At 63.6% G+C, this 20,071-nt stretch carries 12 protein-coding genes; 5 read left to right on the top strand and 7 right to left on the bottom strand.

What is annotated here, in order from left to right; translation table 11 throughout:
• Nucleotides 1-139: 139 nt before the first annotated feature.
• The gene (locus ACVOLL_RS17210) at nucleotides 140-1,855 is read right to left on the bottom strand and encodes an alpha-amylase family glycosyl hydrolase (protein WP_481514003.1); all 1,716 of its coding nucleotides are present in this window, start codon (nucleotides 1,853-1,855) and stop codon (nucleotides 140-142) included.
• Complete coding sequence (locus ACVOLL_RS17205; RefSeq protein ID WP_481514002.1) at nucleotides 1,855-3,336, bottom strand: MFS transporter; 1,482 nt, start codon at nucleotides 3,334-3,336, stop codon at nucleotides 1,855-1,857. Before ACVOLL_RS17205 ends, ACVOLL_RS17210 begins: the two co-directional genes overlap by 1 nt.
• A gap of 210 nt (nucleotides 3,337-3,546) precedes the next feature.
• Here ACVOLL_RS17205 and ACVOLL_RS17200 point away from each other — a divergent pair, with 210 nt between their 5' ends.
• Nucleotides 3,547-5,613 carry a glycoside hydrolase family 97 protein gene (locus ACVOLL_RS17200; RefSeq protein WP_481514001.1) on the top strand — a complete coding sequence of 689 codons (2,067 nt, stop codon included), beginning with the start codon at nucleotides 3,547-3,549 and terminating at the stop codon, nucleotides 5,611-5,613.
• 450 nt (nucleotides 5,614-6,063) lie between these two features.
• A complete protein-coding gene (locus ACVOLL_RS17195) occupies nucleotides 6,064-8,844 on the top strand; it encodes a TonB-dependent receptor (RefSeq protein WP_481514000.1) in 2,781 nt (926 codons plus the stop codon).
• A 519-nt stretch (nucleotides 8,845-9,363) separates the two neighbouring features.
• Here ACVOLL_RS17195 and ACVOLL_RS17190 read toward each other — a convergent pair.
• The gene (locus ACVOLL_RS17190) at nucleotides 9,364-10,977 is read right to left on the bottom strand and encodes an alpha-glucosidase (RefSeq protein WP_481513999.1); all 1,614 of its coding nucleotides are present in this window, start codon (nucleotides 10,975-10,977) and stop codon (nucleotides 9,364-9,366) included.
• A gap of 203 nt (nucleotides 10,978-11,180) precedes the next feature.
• On the opposite strand from ACVOLL_RS17190, the gene ACVOLL_RS17185 reads away from it, so the two are divergent.
• Together ACVOLL_RS17185 and ACVOLL_RS17180 are read left to right on the top strand one after the other, a co-directional pair.
• Complete coding sequence (locus tag ACVOLL_RS17185; protein WP_481513998.1) at nucleotides 11,181-12,179, top strand: polyprenyl synthetase family protein; 999 nt, start codon at nucleotides 11,181-11,183, stop codon at nucleotides 12,177-12,179.
• 5 nt (nucleotides 12,180-12,184) lie between these two features.
• Nucleotides 12,185-12,439 carry a helix-hairpin-helix domain-containing protein gene (locus ACVOLL_RS17180; RefSeq protein WP_481513997.1) on the top strand — a complete coding sequence of 85 codons (255 nt, stop codon included), beginning with the start codon at nucleotides 12,185-12,187 and terminating at the stop codon, nucleotides 12,437-12,439.
• A gap of 233 nt (nucleotides 12,440-12,672) precedes the next feature.
• On the opposite strand, the gene ACVOLL_RS17175 is transcribed toward ACVOLL_RS17180, so the two are convergent.
• Nucleotides 12,673-13,461, bottom strand: a complete 789-nt coding sequence (locus ACVOLL_RS17175; protein ID WP_481513996.1) for a dienelactone hydrolase family protein — start codon at nucleotides 13,459-13,461, stop codon at nucleotides 12,673-12,675.
• A 121-nt stretch (nucleotides 13,462-13,582) separates the two neighbouring features.
• Here ACVOLL_RS17175 and ACVOLL_RS17170 point away from each other — a divergent pair, with 121 nt between their 5' ends.
• Nucleotides 13,583-14,176 (top strand): SMI1/KNR4 family protein, encoded by a 594-nt coding sequence (locus ACVOLL_RS17170; protein WP_481513995.1) that lies wholly within the window; start codon nucleotides 13,583-13,585, stop codon nucleotides 14,174-14,176.
• A gap of 96 nt (nucleotides 14,177-14,272) precedes the next feature.
• Here ACVOLL_RS17170 and murD read toward each other — a convergent pair whose 3' ends face one another.
• The 3 genes from murD to ACVOLL_RS17155 all read right to left on the bottom strand — a co-directional run bounded on the left by murD (nucleotide 14,273) and on the right by ACVOLL_RS17155 (nucleotide 19,827).
• Nucleotides 14,273-15,709, bottom strand: coding sequence for a UDP-N-acetylmuramoyl-L-alanine--D-glutamate ligase (murD, locus tag ACVOLL_RS17165; protein WP_481513994.1), 1,437 nt, complete (start codon nucleotides 15,707-15,709; stop codon nucleotides 14,273-14,275).
• Complete coding sequence (gene murL, locus ACVOLL_RS17160; protein ID WP_481513993.1) at nucleotides 15,690-17,141, bottom strand: UDP-N-acetyl-alpha-D-muramoyl-L-alanyl-L-glutamate epimerase; 1,452 nt, start codon at nucleotides 17,139-17,141, stop codon at nucleotides 15,690-15,692. Before murL ends, murD begins: the two co-directional genes overlap by 20 nt.
• 76 nt (nucleotides 17,142-17,217) lie before the next feature.
• Nucleotides 17,218-19,827, bottom strand: coding sequence for a bifunctional aspartate kinase/diaminopimelate decarboxylase (locus tag ACVOLL_RS17155; RefSeq protein WP_481513992.1), 2,610 nt, complete (start codon nucleotides 19,825-19,827; stop codon nucleotides 17,218-17,220).
• Nucleotides 19,828-20,071: the final 244 nt, after the last annotated feature.

Below are 20,071 nucleotides of genomic sequence, written 5' to 3'. Positions count from 1 at the left end.
ACCGCTGCCATCTGCCCCCTCCCATTTGCGCAGCAAAGGGGAGGGTTGGGGAGGGGTGCTTCCGGCGCAGTGTTGGATTTATCGCAGAGCCTTACCCTCACCCCAACCCCTCTCCCGCAGGGAGAGGGGCTAAAGCAGATTACTGCGCCAGTCGCTTATCCCGCGCTATCTGATCCGCCATGGCAGCATCCAACTGCGCACGCAGCTCCGGCTGTATCACCTGCCCTTCCAGCACAAACACCTTGATGCCATGCGCCGGCACCTCAGTCTTCAGCGAAGTCTTCACCTTCAAAGAACCACCACCAAGCACATCACGCCAACGCCCGGCCTGCAGATAACGGCTCACCTCGAACGAACGTGCAGCATCGCCCTTGTTCAGCAGCACCAGCGCGGTCTGCGCGGTATCACCATGCTGCAGCACGCGGTAGAACACCGCCTCGTCGCCTTGCAGCCGCTCATTCACCTGCAGACCGCGCTGCAACGCAGGCGTTGCTTCACGCAGTTTGGCGATGCGCTGCAGCGGCGCGAAGATCGGGCTCTGCCCTGCTTCATTCACCCGCTGCTGGCCGAAGTAGGCACGGTTGCCCACATGCTCGGCACGACCGCGCATGAAGCCGGTTTCCGAGCCGTAATAGAGCACCGGAATGCCGCGTGCGGTGAACAACCAGTTATGCGCATCGATGAAACCGGCATCACTGGCATCCAGTCGCGCCATGTCGTGGTTGTCGTAGAAGCTCATCAACGAGTAAGGATTGGCATACGGACCACCGCTCAGATGCAGCGGTTCGGCCAGCGTTTCAAAGCCCTTCTGCTCCTTGCCGAATACCGACGACATCGCACCGCGCAGCGGGAAATCCAGCACACTGACGTTGGCGTTCGCCGGCCAGGTGTGTTCGGCGATCTTCGCGGCGTCGTAGTCGAAGGCTTCGCCGAACATGAACATGCCCGGGTGCTCGGCGCGGATGCGGTTTACAAACTCATGCCACCACGGATGCGGCAACCAGCCGATGGTGTCGATGCGCAAGGCATCCACACCCTGCGCCGTCCATTGCAGGTAGGCGCCAACCAGGTAGTCCATCACCGCCGGATTGTGCTCGTTGAAATCCGACAGTTCGGCCAGGTTGCCGTCGAAGATCGAACCCTTGCTGCCATCGACCGGGCCGATGTTGTTGTAGAACGCATGCAGCGGGTTGTGCTTCGGATCGAGCTCGTCCGGGGCCAGGTTCTGATGGTCGGCGATCAGCTTGCCGTCCTTGTCGAAGATCTGCCCGAACTGCGGCTGCCGCTTGGGCATGGTCCAGGCCGGCGAACCGTGGTTGCCGACGATATCCAGCACCACTTTCAGCTTGGCATCGTGCAGGCCCTTGGTCAGCCCGGCGAAATCCAGATCGGCGCTCGGCAGATGCTCGTCCAGCTTGTAGAAGTTGATGCCCCAATAACCGTGATAGCCGGTCTTGCCACGATCGGTCAGGGTGCTGGTGCAGCTGATCGGCTTGCTGCCGGTGAATGCCTGATCGGGATTGTCGATGATCGGCGTGATCCATACTGCGCCAAAGCCCAGCTGGCGAATGTAGTCGGCGTTGTCGAGTACGCCTTTGAAGTCACCGCCGAGGTAGCCGATATTGCCGTCGATCTTGTCCGGGCACGGTACCGGGATATCGAAGGTGGGATGGTCGCCGCCCTGGTCGCGATGGTCGTTGCTGGTATCGCCATTGACGAAGCGATCGGTGACCACGAAGTACACCGCATCGCTGGCGAATGGTTCGGTGGTGCCAATGTAATCCGGCCGGTTGCCGGCCAAGGCCGACCCCGCTACCACTACCAGTCCAACCGCTGTTGCCAAACGACTACGCATCACACCACCTCCTGTTGCGACGGAACCCGCAGCACGCACAAGCCGGCCACGAACAGACTGCAGCCGCCCAGCACCAGCACGTGGATGGGGTCGCCACCCAACCAGTTGCGCAGGGCAAAGCCCAAGGCACTGGCGGCCACCAGCTGCGGGATCACGATGAAGAAATTGAAGATGCCCATGTACACGCCCATCTTGGCCGCCGGCACGCTGTCCGACAGCAGTGCGTACGGCAGTGACAGGATCGAGGCCCAGGCAAAGCCGACGCCGACCATCGACAGCAGCAGCCAATGCGGGTCCTTGATCAGCATCAGCGAGATCAGGCCCAACCCGCCCAGCCACAGATTGAGCAGGTGGCTCCAGCGCAGGCCAATCGCACGCACCATCAGCGGAATGATCAGCGCCGCCACAGCAGCGAAACCGTTGTAAGCGCCGAACAACACGCCGACCCAGTTCGCGCCTTCGTTGTACGCGGCCGACTGCGTATCGACGGAACCGAAGTGCGTGCCAGCCACCGCTGCGGTGGTGTAGATCCACATCGCGAACAACGCAAACCACGAGAAGAACTGCACCCACGCCAGCCGCCGCATCGTGCCCGGCATGCTGCGCAGGTCATCGACGATAGTGGCCAGCATGTGCGTGCCCGGCAGTACCCGCGCTATTCCCAATAGCAAACCGTAGGCAGCACACAGGCCGGCCAGCACATAGAGCATGCGGTCGCCTTGGCGCCATGCGATCAGCACCGCCAACAGCACGCCCAAGCCCAGCCACAAGCCGATCTGCCCCCACTGCGGCAGGCCAGCAGCGCGCTGCACGGCGTGCACTGCCGCCGGTTCGGCGTCGTCGAAACCGGCCAGTTCGGCCGGCGAGTATTCGCGCGTGCTGAACACGGTCCAGCTCATCGCCAGCAGCAATACCGCCGCGCCGAAATAGAAGGCATAGCGCACGGTGTCCGGCACTTCACCTGGACCCGCCGTATTGGCCACACCGAAGTGGGCGAGGATGAAGGGCAGGAAGCTGGCCACCACCGCGCCCACACCGATGAAAAAGCTCTGCATCGAGAAACCGGCCGGACGCTGCTTGGGCGATAACTGATCACCGACGAAGGCACGGAACGGCTCCATCGAGATGTTGATCGAGGCATCCAGCACCCAAAGTGTGCCGGCAGCGATCCACAGTGTCGGCGAATTGGGCATCACCAGCAGGGCGAGCGTGGTCAGCACCGCACCGATCATGAAGTAGGGCCGGCGGCGGCCCCAGCGCGTCCAGGTGCGGTCGGACAGATAGCCGATCACCGGCTGCACCAGCAGGCCGGTCAGCGGCGCGGCGATCCACAGCCCCGGCACCGCGTCCATCGGCGCGCCCAGTGTTTCGAAAATACGGCTGGCATTGGCGTTCTGCAGTGCGAAGCCGAACTGGATACCCAGAAAGCCGAAACACATGTTCCAGATCTGCCAGAACGACAGCTGCGGTTTGCTATTCATCAAGCGCTTCCCCCCTCCGGGAATCACGGATGCGATGTTGGGCGCGGATGCGCTGCGGCCATGGTAGAGGGCGCACCTGTGATCTGCACCGCTGTTGCATACGTATTCAATGCGGCATTGCGCCCACAGCAGCCTCCACCGGGGAATAGTGGTGCCACGTGCCAACCCTGAAGAGCGGCGCGCCGACCAGAACCCGGAGTTGAGACCCGCATGGCCGATACACGCCCCATCCCTGCCCGCCTGTCGCTGAAAGCCGCCTTCGCGCTGCTGCTGATCAGCTGCTTGCCCGCCCACGCCGCCGACCTGGCGCGCATCACCTCGCCCGACAAGCAGCTCGTGGTGATCGTCGAATCCCAGCACGAAGGCCGCCCCTCGTATCGGGTGGAGCGCAATGGCGAGGCAGTGATCGCGCCGTCGCGGCTGGGCATGCTGCTTGGCGATGGCCGCCTGGAGCGCAATGTCGCCCTGACCGGGCAGTCACAGCGCAGCTTCGATGAGACCTGGGAGCAGCCCTGGGGCGAGCGCCGCCTCACCCGCAACCACTACAACGAACTGCGCGCCAGCTTCACCGAGAAGCCCGGCGCAGGCCGCAACTACGAGCGCCGCTTTGACGTGGTGTTCCGCGTCTACGACGACGGTATCGGCTTCCGCTACGAGTTCCCGCAGCAGGCCGGCATGAAGCAGGCGCAGATCCACGCCGAGCTGACCGAGTTCGCGCTGGCGCGCCCGGCCACCGCCTGGTGGATTCCCGCCTTCGAGTGGAACCGCGAAGAATACCTGTACCACCAGACCCCGCTGAAGGAAGTCGGTACCGCGCAGACGCCGCTGACCCTGCGCAGCGACAACGGCCTGCATATCTCCATCCACGAAGCCGCGCTGGTCGACTACGCCGGCATGAATCTGGCCCGTGGCGACGGCGACATCCTGCGCGCGACGCTCACCCCGTCCAGCAGCGGTGCGCCGGTCGTGCGCACCCTGCCCTTCAACACCCCATGGCGCACCATCACCATCGGCGAGAAAGCTGGTGATCTGGCCGAATCCAGCCTGATCCTCAACCTCAACGAACCCAACGCCATTGGTGATGTGAGCTGGTTCAAGCCGGCCAAATATGCCGGTGTGTGGTGGTCGCTGCACCTGGAGACCGAGACCTGGGCGACCGGTCCCAAACACGGTGCCACAACCGAGAACACCCGCCGTTACATCGACTTCGCCGCCGCCAACGGTTTCCGCGGCGTACTGGTGGAAGGCTGGAACATTGGCTGGGATGGCGACTGGTTCGCCAACGGCGAGGCCTTCGACTTCACCCGCGCCACCCCGGATTTCGACCTGCCTGGCCTTGCCAGCTACGCAGCCGGCAAGGGCGTGCACCTGATCGGCCACCACGAGACCGCCTGCGCGGTCAGCCATTACGAACGCCAGCTGCCGGCCGCGCTGGACCTGTATGCGCGCAACGGCGTGGATGTGATCAAGACCGGCTATGTCTGCGATGCCGGTGACATCCACCGTCAGGACCAGGCCGACGGCCCCATCACTCGCGAATGGCACGAAGGCCAGTGGATGAGCAACCACAACCTGCGCGTGCTGCAGCAGGCCGCCGCCAAACACATCGCGATCAACTCACACGAACCGGTCAAGGACACCGGCCTGCGCCGCACCTACCCGAACTGGGTATCGCGCGAAGGCGCCCGTGGCATGGAGTTCAACGCCTGGGGCAACCCGCCCAACCCTCCTGGCCACGAAGCCACCTTGGTATTCACTCGCATGCTGGGCGGGCCGATGGACTACACCCCGGGCATCGTCAGCCTGAAGGGCCGCAACGGCCTGGCCCTGCGCAGCACCCTGGCCAAACAGCTGGCCCTGTACGTGGTGCTGTACAGCCCGGTGCAGATGGTCGCCGACCTGCCCGAGCACTACGCCCAGCACCCGGACGCCTTCCAGTTCATCAAGGACGTGGCGGTGGATTGGGAAGAAAGCCATGTGCTCAATGGCGAGGTTGGCCAGTACGTGACGTTTGCGCGCAAGGCGCGTGGTAGCGAGGAATGGTTTGTAGGCAGCGTTGGCAGCGAGAAGCCGCAGGCGCTGGATGTGGCCTTGTCGTTCCTGACCCCGGGCAAGCGTTACCGCGCGGAGATCTACCGCGATGGGGACGGTGCCAATTGGGAGACTGCACCGTTTGCGTTTGTCTGTGAGACGCGGGTGGTGGGCAGTGGCGACCGGATCAAGCTGCAGCTGGGGTCCGGTGGTGGTGCAGCGGTGCGGTTTGTGCCGGTGGAGTGAGGACTGCGGCGGCTTGAAGCCCAAGGCTTTGGGCTTTGGGCTTTGGGCCTTGGGCTTTGCTTCATAGCCGTCATTCCCGCGCAGGCGGGAATCGCTCTTGGCTCTAGGCTCTGGTCTTGAGTCATTGCCTTCAATGCGAAAGTCAAAAACAAGAGCGATTCCCGCCTGCACGGGAATGACGGCATAAAACCAAAGCCAGAGCCAGAGCCATAGCGATTCCCGCCTTCACGTGGATGACGGCGTAAAGGCGGAACCCCAGCAGAAAGCGTTTTCAGACCTATCTGCCACCGCAAACCCCCATTGAATACGTATGCAGCCCAGCGCCACGGGCTTGCCCGCTGATTACCATGCGAGTCAGTCGCAAGCGGCAAAAAAGCGATGCATCCCCCACCAAAAAAATACGGGGGAGCACAAAAAACAACCAAACGACATCACCTGGGAGAGGGGAGTATGTTGAACACCAAGCGCAATCTGCTGAGCGTTGCACTGGCCTCAGCCATCACATTGACTGCCACCGGCGTGCACGCACAAGCCGTGGACGACGAAGCCAAGGCAAAGCCCAAGGCCGAAGCAACCGACCTGGATACCGTCACCGTCACCGGCATCCGTCGCGGTATCGAGAGTGCGATCTCGGTCAAGCGTGACTCGTCCTCGATCGTTGAAGCCATCTCGGCCGAAGACATCGGCAAGCTGCCGGACGTCAGCATCGCCGAATCCATTGCCCGCCTGCCCGGCCTGGCCGCCCAGCGCGTTGCCGGCCGTGCCCAGGCCATCAGTGTGCGCGGCCTGTCGCCCGACTTCGCCACCACCCTGCTCAATGGCCGCGAAATGGTCAGCACCGGCGACAACCGCTCGGTGGAGTTCGACCAGTACCCGTCAGAGCTGATCAGCGGCGTCACCGTGTACAAGACCCCCGACGCAGGCCTGGTCGGCCAGGGCCTGTCCGGCACCCTGGACCTGCAGACCGTGCGCCCGCTCAGCTACAACGAGCGCGTCATCGCCGTCAGCGGCCGCTACCAGAAGAACTCGTTGGGCGAGGCCGCCGGTGAAGATCCGTACGGCAACCGCCTCAACTTCAGCTATGTCGACAAGTTCGCCGACAACACCATCGGCCTGGCCATCGGCATCTCCCACTCGGAAATGTCCAAGCAGGAAAACCAGGTCGGCCTGTACGAGCCGTGGCAGGCGATCGGCGACAACTGGCGCCCGGGCGTTGCCGCTGGCACCTTCTATTCCGACGGTATCAAGGCCCTGCGCCGTACTGGCAATGCCAAGCGCGATGGCGTGATGGCGACGCTGCAGTTCCGGCCCAACAACAGCTGGACAAGCACGCTGGACACCTTCTATACCAAGGCCAAGGAACACGACACCGCCAACCAGATGGAAATCCATCTGGGCGACTACAACGGCACCAACGATCCGAACAAGATCCGCCTGGATGTCACCGACGTGGTGGTGAACGGCAATGGCAGCTTCGTCAGCGGCACGGCGCACAACGTCTATCCGTTGATCCGCGGCATGTACAACAACCGCGAAGACACCATCAAGGCCATTGGCTGGAACAACGAATTCACCTTCGGTGATGTGCGCGTGGTAGCAGACGTCAGCTGGTCCAAGGCCGAGCGTGACGAGCTGAACCTGGAGAACAACCTGCAGCTGCTGCCGGCACCGATGCTGGATTCGGTCAAGCTGAACTTTGCCGGCGGCAACTTCCCGCAGTTCACCCCGGGCTTTGACTATTCGGACTACAGCAAGCTCTACCTGACCAATACCATCTACGGCTCTGGCTACGGCAAGACGCCGCATGTGGACGATGAATTGAAGGGCTTCAAGCTGGCGGCCACCTTCCCGGTACCGGAAGGCTTCACCTGGTTCTCCGACTTCGACGTCGGCATGAACTACGCTGACCGCAGCAAGAACAAGACCCAGGCCGAAGGCAACATCAACCTCGGCGCACAAGGCATCACCAGCATCGCCGCTGATCTGCAGTACAAGCCGATCAACCTCGGCTTTGCCGGCGCCGGCTACATCCCGGCCTGGAATGTGCCTGCTGCAGTTGGCCGTTACATGACGTTCAACCCGACCACCACCGAGAGCTACCTGATCCCGAAGCAGTGGACGGTGGACGAGAAAATCACCACCACCTTCCTGCGCGCCAACATCAGCACCCAGATCGGCTCGATCCCGGTGCGCGGCAACGTCGGCATCCAGGCCCAGCATGTCGACCAGTCTTCGCATTCCAATTACTGGGACGGTTCACAGCCGGTTGGCAGCCAGGTCATTCCGATCAACGCCGGCAAGAAGTATCTGGACTTCCTGCCAAGCTTGAACCTGGCCTTCGAACTGCCGGCCGAGAACACCATCCGTTTCGCCCTCGCCCGCCAGGTCGCGCGTCCGCGCGTCGACGAACTGCGCGCGTCGATGGAATTCGGCATGGACACCAATACCGGCAAGCCCGGCTCCAGCGGCGGCAACCCGACCCTGGATCCGTGGGTAGCCAACGCCGCCGACCTGTCCTGGGAAAAGTACTTCGGCAACAAGGCCTACGTGGCCGCCGCCGTGTTCTACAAGGACTTGAAGAGCTACATCTACACCGAGAAGCGTGACGGCTACGATTTCACCAACCAGGTGGCAGAGTGGCTGAAGGTTGGCACCAATGCAGCCCAGCTGCAGGTCCCGGCACAGTCGATCGGCTACTACACCGCACCGTTCAACGGCACCGGCGGCAGCCTGCGCGGCGCCGAGCTGACCGCCTCGTTGCCGCTGGACCTGTTCACCGATGCCCTGCGCGGCTTCGGCGTGGTGGCCAGCGCGAGCTTCAACGACAGCGACATCATGATCAAGCCGGATCCGGCCAACACCTCCAGTGTTGGCAGCGAGCCGATCATGCTGCCGGGCCTGTCCAAGCGCGTTTACAACTTCACCGCCTACTACGAGAACAGCGGCTTTGAAGTGCGTTTGAACCAGCGCAAGCGCTCAGACTTCATCGGCGAGATCGGCAACTTCAACGGCGCCCGTACCCTGCGTTATGTGAAGGGGGAGGACGTGCTGGATGCACAGCTGGGCTACAGCTTCGGCGACGGCACGATGTTCAAGGGCCTGAGCCTGTTCCTGCAGGCCAGCAACCTGACCAACTCCAAGTACGAAACCTATGCCGGCACGAAAGATAGGCCTTTGGAAACCGTGGAATGGGGTCGCACCTACCAGGTGGGTGTGAACTACAAGTTCTGATCGGTTCTGGTTGACGCAAACCAAGGCCCGCTGCTTTTGCAGCGGGCCTTTTGCGTGGTGAACAGCTCTGGAGTTTTCCGTATTCCGGAAGGAATTTACTGAAGCTTGTTATAGCCAAAGCAATGGCCGGCTAGCTGTTGCTGTTGCTGTTGCTGTTGTTGCTGCTACTGCTGCTACTGCTGTTGCTGTTGCTGTTGCTTTTGAAGTTATGCCGTCATTCCCGCGCAGGCGGGAATCGCTCTAGCTCTAGCTCTGGCTCTAGCTCTAGCTCTTGGCTCTTGGCTCTTGGCTCTTGGCTCCTAGCTTTCCCTTCTCCCGCCTGCGGGGGAAGGTGCCCGTAGGGCGGATGGGGGAGCTTTGGCTTTGGCTTTGGCTTTGGCTTTGGCTTGCCTTTAAAAGCGCCCTCACCCCAACCCCTCTCCCGTAAACGGGAGAGGGGCTTTAGCAACAGCAACAGCCAAAACCAAAAAAAGGGCGGAGATGCAATCTCCGCCCGCACAAAAGAGAGAGCAACAAAAATCAGCCGCGACGCGCGCAATACACCGCGTGCCCAGGCAATACCAGTTCGCCACCTTCAACCGCACCCGCCACCGGGCCCGGCAGCGCCAACGCCTGCCACTCACCCGCCGGCAACGCATGCCGCACGGCCTCGCCCGACAGATTGAAGGCCAGCAACAAGCTCTCATCGCCAGACTGACGCTCGAACAGCAACACCGGCTCAGCACTATCAAGGAAGCGAATCGAACCCTCGACCAGGGCAGGATGCGCCTTGCGCCAGCTCAGGAAGCTGCGGAAGGCATGCAGCACCGACTCGCCATCCACTTCCTGCGCCTGCACCGACAACGCCTGATGCTCGGGGGGAATCGGCAACCATGGCTTGCCAGTGGTAAACCCAGCCAATGCGCCATCAGTCCACGGCATCGGCGTGCGGCAGCCGTCGCGGCCCTTGAAGTTCGGCCAGAAGGTGATGCCATACGGATCCTGCAGCGCCTCGAACGGTACGTCCGCTTCGCCAAGACCCAACTCTTCACCTTGATAGATGCACACCGAACCACGCAGCGAGCAGACCAGCGCCGCCAACATCTTCGCCAGCGTTGGCTTGGCCGGATGCCCGCCCCAACGCGTCACCGCACGCTGCACGTCATGGTTGGAAACCGCCCAGCACGGCCAGGACTCGCCCATCGCCGCTTCCAGCCGCTCAACGGTGCCGCGAATGTAGGCTGCGCTGTAATCGTCGACCAGCAGCTCGAAGCTATAGCCCATGTGCAGGCGGCCGGGCGCGGTGTACTCGGCGGTAGTCGCCAGCGAATCCTCCGAGGAGATCTCGCCCAACGTCACCGCCTGCGGATACTGATCCAGCAATGCACGCAGGCGTTCGAGGAAACCAATGTTCTCCGGCCGGGTGTTGTTGTAGTAGTGGTACTGGAACGCATACGGATTGTCCGGGCTGAAACCACGGCCAATGCGCTCGCTCTCAGGCTTGGGCGGATTGTCACGCAGCTGCGCGTCATGGAAGCAGAAGTTGATCGAATCCAGACGGAAGCCATCCACGCCACGGTCCAGCCAGAACTTCACGTAATCCAGCGTTGCCTGCTGCACCGCCGGATTATGGAAATCCAGGTCCGGCTGCGAGGCCAGGAAGTTGTGCAGGAAATACTGCCGACGCCGCGGCTCCCACTGCCAGGCCACGCCACCGAAGATCGACAGCCAGTTGTTCGGCGGGCTGCCGTCGTCGCGCGCATCGGCCCACACATACCAATCGGCCTTGGGGTTGTCGCGGCTCTCGCGGCTTTCCTTGAACCAGGCGTGGTCCACCGAGGTATGGCTGAACACCTGGTCGATCATCACCTTCAGGCCCAGCGCATGCGCCTTGGCCAGCAAACGATCGAAATCGGCCAGGTTGCCGAACAGCGGGTCCACATCGCGGTAATCGGCGATGTCATAGCCGAAATCGGCCATCGGCGACTTGAAGAACGGCGACACCCAGATTGCGTCCACGCCCAGCGAGGCGACGTAATTCAGGCGATCGATGATGCCCGGCAGGTCGCCAATGCCGTCGCCATTGGTATCCAGGTAGCTGCGCGGGTAAATCTGGTAGATGACGGCACCGCGCCACCATGGAGTCTTGGACATCGAACGCCCCCCTACGGGCCTCAGAGCCCCTGTTTCAGGGCCGCGAAATGTATGCCGGCCAGCTTAGCGTTGGTGCTTTGCCGGCGGTGTTGCTTGCATACGTATTCACTGCGCAAAGGCCCGGTTCTGTTCGGTTTTCGGCCCCGACGGGCCGCCTGCGCCGACACCGCCTATAATCCCCGGGTACCCCCTGAAGTCTTCCTATGAGCATCGCTGAACATATCCGCCCCGCGCTGGGCCTGCCTGCCATCCAGACCCTTGCCGCAGCGGACATGGCTGCCGTCGATGCCCTGATCCGCCGCCGCCTGTCCTCGGACGTGGTGCTGATCAACCAGATCGCCGACCACATCGTTTCAGCGGGCGGCAAGCGCCTGCGGCCGATGCTGGTGATGCTGGCCGGCCATGCGGTCGGCGGCGCCGGCCCCGAGCACCACCAGCTGGCGGCGATCATCGAGTTCATCCACACCTCCACCCTGCTGCACGACGACGTGGTCGACGAGTCCGACCTGCGCCGTGGCCGCAGCACCGCCAACGCCTTGTGGGGCAATGCCCCCAGCGTGCTGGTCGGTGACTTCCTGTACTCGCGCAGCTTCCAGCTGATGGTTGAGCTGGAGCGCATGGCGGTGATGCAGATCCTGGCCGACACCACCAACCGCATCGCCGAAGGCGAAGTGCTGCAGCTGCTGCACGTGCATAACCCGGATACCGACGAAGCTGCCTACCTGCGGGTGATCGAGCGCAAGACCGCGGTGCTGTTCGCCGCCGGCACCCGCCTGGGCGCGCTGGCCACCGGCGCCGACGAGGCTGTGCAGCAGAAGCTCTACGACTACGGCATGCACCTGGGCTATGCCTTCCAGATCGCCGACGATGTGCTGGATTACTCCGCCAATGCCGACGAGCTGGGCAAGAACCTGGGCGACGACCTGGCAGAGGGCAAGGCCACCTTGCCGCTGATCCATGCGATGGCGCACTCGGACGAGGTGGTCCGCAACCGTCTGCGCGAGATCGTGCAGGACGGCGACGCCAGTGCGATGCCGGAAGTGTTGGCGGCCATCCACGCCACTGGCGGTCTGGAATACAGCCGCAAGCGTGCCGTTGAGTATGCCAACGCCGCCGAGCAGGCGTTGGACGGCCTGCCGGAAACCGAGGCCGTTGCCGCCCTGCGCGGCCTGGCCCGTTACGCCATCGAACGCAGTCACTGATAGCGATGGCGGGACTGCAGCAGTTCAACGAGGAAGAACGCGCGGTGTTGTTGGCGGTGAAGGGCGTGGGTGCCACCGTGGTGGCGCGGCTGGAGCAGCTGGGGTTTCATTCCCTGCAGCAGCTGGCCAAAGCCGAAACCGGCGATGTCGTCAGCCAGGCCTCGGCAATGCTGGGCAGCAGCTGCTGGCGTAACAGCCCGCAGGCGCGGGCGGCGATCAGCGGGGCGATCGCGGCGGCGCAGAGCCGCGCTCCTTTGTAGGAGCGGCGTGAGCCGCGAAGCCACAGTTGTTCCCGGCGCTACCGAACGCAAACCACCATTGCCGCATCCCGTGCAGACAGCATTTGCCGCGATCTGACAGATGATCAGCTTCGCGGCTTATGCCGCTCCTACAAACCTGCAGACCTGAGACATCCCTGGTGAGGCCTCTGCCGAGCATGGCTCGGCACTACAGGGCGGCCAAGGGCATTGCCGGTAAAGCCCCTACCTTGCGGTCAATCGCCCAGACGTTCTTCCAGGAAGTTGTCCATCATCTTCCAGGCACGCTTGGCTGCACGCGGGTCGTACAGGCAACCCGGTGGGCTGTTGGCGTCGGACTCGGCGAAGCAATGCACCGCGCCGCTGAAATTGACGAACTGCCAGTCGGCCTTGGCTGCATCCATTTCACTGCCGAAATTGGCGATGTCCTCGGCGGTGACACCGCGATCAGCCGCGCCATTGAGCACCAGGATCGGTACCTTGCCGCTGCCGGCTGCTGCCGGAGCCGGGGTCGACAAGCCGCCGTGCAAGCTGACAACGCCCGCCAAGGGCATGCCGGCACGGGCCATTTCCAGCACGGTGGTGCCGCCGAAGCAGAAACCCACGGCAGCGATCTGCGATGCATCCAGCGGAACCTTGCCAGCCTGTGCCTTCAACGCAGCCAACGCCGCAGCCGCACGGGCGCGCAACAGTGCCCTGTCCTCACGCAACGGTTTGGAAGCAGCTGCCGCCGCATCGTTATCCTTGGGCCGCACGTTCTTGCCGTAAACATCGGCAACCAGCACCACATAGTCATCGCCGGCAATCTGCTCGGCCTTGGCTATCGCCGAGGCGTTGACGCCACGCCAGTTCGGCACCATCACCACGCCGGGACGGCGCGCGTCACCTTCGTCGTCGTAGACCAGCACGCCACTGAAGGTGGTGCCGTCATGCTGCCACTCCAGCGGCTGCGACTTCATCGCGGCCCATGCCGGCGTTGCCGCCAGTCCCAGCACCGTCACTGCAGCCCATCGCCACTTGTTCATGCCTGCGCTCCTGAGAAGAGGACGGAGGCATCCTATCGATGTCGCCTCCCGTGGCGCATTGTGCATTGGCGGCGTTACGCAGGTGTGCTTGGATATGCATCCCTCACGCGTCCGATGCCCTATGAGCCTTGTCGATACCTTCCTTTCCGGCCTTGTGCCGCGCCTGCCGGCAGATGACGCCCCGATGTGGCGCTGGGTAGAAGGCGCAAGCCAGTCCGACCTGCAGCGCCTGCAGCGACAGTGGCCGCAGGTACCGGCGAGCCTGCTGGAGCTGCTAGGACACGTGGATGGCAGTCACTACCGGGCCTACCCGCAAGGTGAGGTCAACGTCCTGATGCTTGGCTCGGACGTCGGCGACGGCAGCTATCCTTACTACCTGCGTTCGGTGCAGCAGATCTTCGAGGACAGCACACAATGGGATGACAGCATCCGCTCCATCTACGAAGACTGGCTGGACGACGAGCCGGAGATTCTCGGCGCCGGCATCGATGCCGACGTGCCGATGGGCAGGCGTCTGTGCTTCTCGCACTGCATGAACAACGGCGGCACTTCGATGCTGTACCTGGATTTCGATCCTGCTGACGGCGGCGTCAGTGGCCAGGTCGTGCGCTATCTGCACGACCCGGACAGCTATGCGGTGATCGCACCCAGCTTCGACGCCTACCTGCAGCAGCTGATCGACGGCGACTACGCCTTCACCCAGCAAGACGAATGATCTGCTGATGCGAACCGCTGTTGATTGATTGCATCTCAATGATGCATTTGGTGGCGCCGACCGACCGTCAGCGCCACAGCTGTATCGGCCAATGTCTTAGAGGATGCCGATACCCGGAATCGCGCTGATGCTGTCCGGGTCGAAACCGGCCAGCTCGGCGAAGTGCCGACCACGCGCAACGTAGTCCTTGTAGGCACCAAAGCTCGGCGCGCCCGGCGACAGCAGCACTACCCCGCCCTGCCCGCCCAGTGCGGCACGCGCCAGCTCCACCGCATGCGGCAGATCGGTCGCGGCGTGCAGCCCAAAACCGCCCGCCTCGGCCAATGGCGCGAGCAGCGTGTTGATGCGTGGACCGTTGTTGCCCATGGTCACGATCTCGACCGGCGCGTTGTCGCGCATGTGTTCGGCGAAGTCCTGCCAATCCACGCCGCGATCGTGCCCGCCAACCAGCAAGGCGATGCGCTGCCCGGCGAAACAATCCAAGGCGGCCAGCGATGCGTGCGGCGTGGTGCTGATCGAATCATTCACCCAACGCAGGCCATCGCGTTCGCCCAGCAGCTGCAGGCGGTTCGGCAATGGCCGGAAACTCTGCACCGCAGGTGCCAAGGCAACCGCATCCAGACCGAGGGCTTCCAGCGCGGCCAACACCGCACACAGGTTGCCGCGGTTGTGGCGGCCGGGCAGCGGCGTGTTCGAGGTATCGAACACCGCCTGCGTACCGCGATGCACGACTTCGCCAACCATGTGCCAGCCTTCAGGCTGGTTGAACCAGACGATCTGGCTGTGCGGCAGCTGCAGCGCGCGCAGGTGTTCGTCGGCGGCGTTGAGCACCGCCACGCGTGGATGGCCGCCGGTCACCAACGACAGCTTGTCGTCGATGTAGCGCTGCTCACTGCCGTGCCAATCCAGGTGCTCCGGAAAGATGTTCAGCACGATGGCCACATCCGGCCGCGTGCCGCTGCGGGCGACTTCGCCGGTCTGGTAACTCGACAGTTCCACCGCCCAGTACTCCGGTGCCGGCTGCGGGTCCAACGCCTCCAGCAGCGGCAGACCGATATTGCCGATCAGACCAGTGCGACGCCCAGCCGCACGCAGCAGATGCGCCAGCAGCGAGGTGGTGGTGCTCTTGCCCTTGGTGCCGGTCACGCAGACTGTGTTCGGCAGCGCGCCATCGGCATCGGCGTGCTCGCTGAACCACAGCGAGGTGCCGCCGATGAACTGCGTGCCCTGCGCCAAGGCGTGCTGCGCCTCGGGCTTGTACGGACTGATGCCCGGTGACTTGATCACCACATCGAACGAAGCCAGCAGCTCACCGCTGAGCTCGGTTTCAACGCGTAGATGCGTATCGCCTAACGCCAGAATTTCTTCTGCTTCGGAAGCCGAACACAGCACGGTCAGACGCGCAGGAAACCGCTCCTGCGAATCGCCGCTGATTCCCCATTCCCGATCACGCAGCGCGTGATAGGCCGCGCGGCCCTCACGCCCCCACCCCCACAGCGCGACGCGTTTGCCTTCAAGCTGCGAAATTCGCACGCAGACGCTCCCACAGTGCTGCCGGGATGCGATGCTCGCCATCAAATACCAGCAGCGGTTCAATCTGCAGTTCGTCCGCCGACAGGGTCGGCTGGATCAGGTTGGCGAAGCGCTTGACCAGCACGTCTTCCTTCCAGTCCGGACGCGATGCCAGGGTCGCCATCGCTGCACGCGATTCCTTGCCCTCGCCCACGCACTCGAACGGCTTGTGGTCCTGGAACTCGAGCAGCGCGTCGTAGCCGCCGGCCTGTTCCATGTCGTCCAGCAGGTTGCGGCCAAAGATGCGCACCAGGCGGATCTTCGGCATGAACGGAGCCAGCGCCAGGAACACGAAGTGGCACTTCGGGCAGACGCCGCACCAGCGGTTCACCGGACGCTCGCCGAGGATGTGGAAGTTGCGGTTGCAGCTGGAGAAATGTGCGTCGTAGAAGTCGGTCTTGGCGAACTGACGCGCCACTGCGAGTTCCGACAACGGGCGCAGCAGCGAGTAATAGTTCAGGTCGGCGGCGATGTACTGCTGCACGTATTCGCCGAACGCCTTCTCGAACGCCCAGCCCTTGGACCACTGGTGGTTCACTTCGCCGGTACCGGCGATCTGGCTGCCGTAGCTGGCCGAGCGCTCGTTGGAGAACACGACTTGATCCACGCCCTGCACCACCGCCGCCAGCACCATGATCGCCGAGTTCACCGCAGTGACCGGGATATGGCCGTTCCACGCGCCCTGGCGGTTGAGCTCGAACAGCTCTGGTGCCAGCGTGCGGCCGATGTTGAGGGTCGGCAGGCCGGTGCGCTCAGCGCAGGCCCGGATCAGCTGCGAGCCGCCGATCCAGGTGACGGTTTCGGCGACGCTGGCGTTGCGCAGGGCTTCGATGCTGACCAGCGAGTCCTTGCCGCCGCCGATGGCTACGAGGGCGTGTCGGGCCAGGCCGAGGGCAGGCGCTTTGCTCCCCTCTCCCGTCGGGAGAGGGGCCGGGGGTGAGGGTACGGCTGAGGAGGAGGCTGCGTCGGCTGACGCACCCTCTCCCCAACCCCTCTCCCGGCGGGAGAGGGGCACATTCACCGGCAGCTTGAACCGGTCACGCAGGTTCAGGCCGTTGCGGTAGGCGAATTCGCCCAGGCCGTTGAAGTACACCGTTTCCACCAACTCAGCCGTAGCCGTCTCGATGGCGTAGCTGTCGATGCTTACCTGCGCCGGCACCGCCGCCTTGTAGTAGCTGACACCTGCAATCAGGTGCAGCAGCTGCAGGGCGCGTTGCACCGCGGCCGTGCGTTCGTCGTTCAACTGGAACGGCGCGCCCGGCACGGTGACGGTCTCGGTCAACTCCGGACCGTCGTCGAAGGCGTATACCAGCCGCGCCACACCGGTGTCCGCGGCGAAATCGCAGCGGACGAAGCGGAAACGGGAAACCTGGTCTTTATCAAAAGCTGTCATGGCGTATCCGGAAATCAAACTGGCCGTGGCGCGTCAGCGCGCAACGGACGACAAAGGTTTTCGCAAAAAGCAGACGTCATTGCACTTCATCAATGACGTCCTCGCGCGGCAAGGCGCGTTGGTTATAGGTACTGGCCATGCTGAAACCATAGGCGCCAGCATCGGCGATGACCATCACATCGCCGGGTGCGGTCGCCGCCGGCAGCTTCACCCGCTCGGCAAACACATCGCTGGATTCGCAGATCGGGCCGACCACGCTGAAATCAACATCGCGCTCGGCATCGAGGCGCGACAGGTTGGCAATATCGTGCCAGGCGTCGTATAGAGCCGGGCGCAGCAAGGCATTCATGCCCGCATCCAGGCCGACGCGTCGCACGCCGTCCTTCTCCACCACCTGGGTGGCGTGGGTCAGCAGCACGCCGGATTCGGCCACCATGAAGCGGCCCGGCTCGATCGCCAGCTGGAAGGCCGGGTGCACCGCCTTGATGTCGGCCAGGCCAACGGCCCAGGCGTCCAGATCGAAGGGCTCGTCGTCATCGCTGTACGGCACCGGCAGACCGCCGCCGATATCGAGGATTTCAACGCTGCCGATGCGGCGCGCGAAGCCGGCCATTTCATCGACCATCTGCTTCCAGTGGCCGCTGTTTTCGATGCCGCTGCCCAGGTGCGCATGCACGCCGGTGATGCGGATATCCAGCGCGCGGGCGGCGGCGATGAACTCGTCCACACGCTGCGCGGAGAGACCGAACTTGGAATCCTTGCCGCCGGTGTTCACCTTCTTGTGGTGACCATCGCCGTGGCCGAGGTCGATACGCAGCCACAGCGAGCGACCACGGAATACTTCCGGCCAATGCTTCAGCAACTCGACGTTGTCGACGGTGACGTTGACGCCCAGCGCCAGCACCGCCTGGTACTCGGTGATCGGCGCGAAGCTCGGGGTGAACAGCACGCGCTCCGGGGTGATATCCGGCACCGAGGCGAACACCAGCTCCACCTCGCCCTGCGACACGCATTCCAGGCCGAAACCTTCAGCCGCGAGCGTGCGCAGGATCTCAGGATGCGAGTTTGCCTTGATCGCGTAGAAACGGCGGTCGATCGCCGGGATCGCCTTCAACTGGCGGGCGCGCTCGCGCACCTTGTCCAGGTCATAGATATAGGCCGGCGTGCCCTGTGCGGCCAATTCCAGCAGCTTCTTCTGCTTGCCCGGCGCCTGCCACCACGGCGTCTGCCGCGGGCGGATGCTGCCGATGATTTCGCGCCAGCGCGGGCCGAATACCTGCTCTTCGTAGACCGGCATCGCGCCGCTGTCGATCAGCTCGGCGTGCAGGATCGGCAACAAGCCATCCGCATCGGCCTCATCGATCACGAAGGTCAGGTTCAAGTCGTTGGACGACTGCGAAATCATGTGCACGCGCTCCTTGCCGAACGTGGCCCACACGTCGGAGAGCTTGTACAGCAGCGAGCGCATACCGCGACCAACCAGGGTGATGGCCGCGCAAGGCACGATCACCTTGACCTTGCAGATCTGCGACAGGTCGGCCGACAGCGCGGCCAGCACATCGGTGTTGACCAGGTTCTCGGACGGGTCCAGCGACACGGTGACGTTGGTCTCGGCCGAACCGATCAGGTCCACCGACAGGCCGTGCTTCTTGAACAGGTTGAACACGTCGGACAGGAAGCCGACCTGCTGCCACATGCCGATGCCTTCCATCGAGATCAGCACGATGCCGTTGCGGCGGCTGATTGCCTTGACGCCCGGCACCGGTTCAGCGGCGCCGTCGATGCTGGTGCCGGGCATGTGCGGGCGCTCGGTATCGAGGATGGCCATCGGCACGCCCGCATCGCGGCAGGGCTTGATCGAGCGCGGGTGCAGCACCTTGGCGCCGGTGGTGGCGATTTCCTGCGCCTCGTAATAATCCAGGCGGGTCAGCAGGCGCGCATCCGGCACGTCCTTCGGATTGGCGCTGAACATGCCCGGCACGTCAGTCCAGATCTCAACGCGGCTGGCACCGAGCAGCGCACCGAAATAGGCGGCCGAGGTATCCGAGCCACCGCGACCGAGGATGGCAGTGCCACCGTCGCCGTGGCGGGCGATGAAGCCCTGGCTGATCAGCATGCGGGTGGGCTGCGCCGAGAAGCGCTGCTTGAAGTCGCCGCCGCCCTGCCACTGGCAGTTCACCGACAGACGCTGCGACCACTCGGTCTGGTTGGGTGCGGGCGGCAGTGCATTCAGCCATTCGCGGGCATCCATCCAGCCGAAGTCCAGGCCGTTGCTGCGCAGGTAGGCGGCACCGACGCTGGAGGACAGCAGTTCGCCCTGGCCCAGCACTTCGGCCTGCCAGTCCAGCGGACGGCTGGCCGCGCGCGGGTCGTCCAGCAGCGCCTGCAGCGCGGCAAGGCGTTCAGCCAGGACTTCGGCGCCCAGCTCCAGCTCGGCGAGGAATTCATTGTGGCGGGTGACCAGCGCGGCCACACGCTCGCGGCTGTCGGCGGCGCCGTCGGCGATCGCGGTCAACTCGTTGGTGACGCCCGACAAGGCCGACACCACCACCAGTACCCGGCCACCGGTCTCGTCCGCACGTTTTTTCGCCAACTGACCGATCGTGTTCCAGCGATGACGACGCGACACCGAGGTGCCACCGAACTTGAGGACGATCCAGCGATCAGCGATTGGGGAAGCAGACATTGGCTTTGTGGATTCACTAGTGGGAGAAAGACCCGGCAATGCGGGCGGAACTACCGATTCTATGCCAAGGCCGCTGTGCCGGGACGGCTGAGTTACCGGCGATACCATCGCTGCCCTGCCTCCCTTCCCGGGGCGGAGAAAGTAGCATTTGCAACGATCCGGGTCATCTTTGGGTGAACGGGGGGGCAGATTGGGGCTTTGGCTTTGGCTTTGGCTTTGGCTTTGGCTTTGGCTTTGGCTTTGG

The organism is Stenotrophomonas sp. STEN035 (assembly GCF_056759935.1).
This window is presented reverse-complemented; position numbering and strand designations above follow the sequence as displayed.

Excerpts from the sequence above, each read along its gene's own strand:
- ACVOLL_RS17210 (WP_481514003.1), bottom strand. The coding sequence starts at position 1,855 with ATGCGTAGTCGTTTGGCAACAGCGGTTGGACTGGTAGTGGTAGCGGGG.
- ACVOLL_RS17205 (WP_481514002.1), bottom strand. The coding sequence starts at position 3,336 with ATGAATAGCAAACCGCAGCTGTCGTTCTGGCAGATCTGGAACATGTGT.
- ACVOLL_RS17200 (WP_481514001.1), top strand. The coding sequence starts at position 3,547 with ATGGCCGATACACGCCCCATCCCTGCCCGCCTGTCGCTGAAAGCCGCC.
- ACVOLL_RS17195 (WP_481514000.1), top strand. The coding sequence starts at position 6,064 with ATGTTGAACACCAAGCGCAATCTGCTGAGCGTTGCACTGGCCTCAGCC.
- ACVOLL_RS17190 (WP_481513999.1), bottom strand. The coding sequence starts at position 10,977 with ATGTCCAAGACTCCATGGTGGCGCGGTGCCGTCATCTACCAGATTTAC.
- ACVOLL_RS17185 (WP_481513998.1), top strand. The coding sequence starts at position 11,181 with ATGAGCATCGCTGAACATATCCGCCCCGCGCTGGGCCTGCCTGCCATC.
- ACVOLL_RS17180 (WP_481513997.1), top strand. The coding sequence starts at position 12,185 with ATGGCGGGACTGCAGCAGTTCAACGAGGAAGAACGCGCGGTGTTGTTG.
- ACVOLL_RS17175 (WP_481513996.1), bottom strand. The coding sequence starts at position 13,461 with ATGAACAAGTGGCGATGGGCTGCAGTGACGGTGCTGGGACTGGCGGCA.
- ACVOLL_RS17170 (WP_481513995.1), top strand. The coding sequence starts at position 13,583 with ATGAGCCTTGTCGATACCTTCCTTTCCGGCCTTGTGCCGCGCCTGCCG.
- murL (WP_481513993.1), bottom strand. The coding sequence starts at position 17,141 with ATGACAGCTTTTGATAAAGACCAGGTTTCCCGTTTCCGCTTCGTCCGC.
- ACVOLL_RS17155 (WP_481513992.1), bottom strand. The coding sequence starts at position 19,827 with ATGTCTGCTTCCCCAATCGCTGATCGCTGGATCGTCCTCAAGTTCGGT.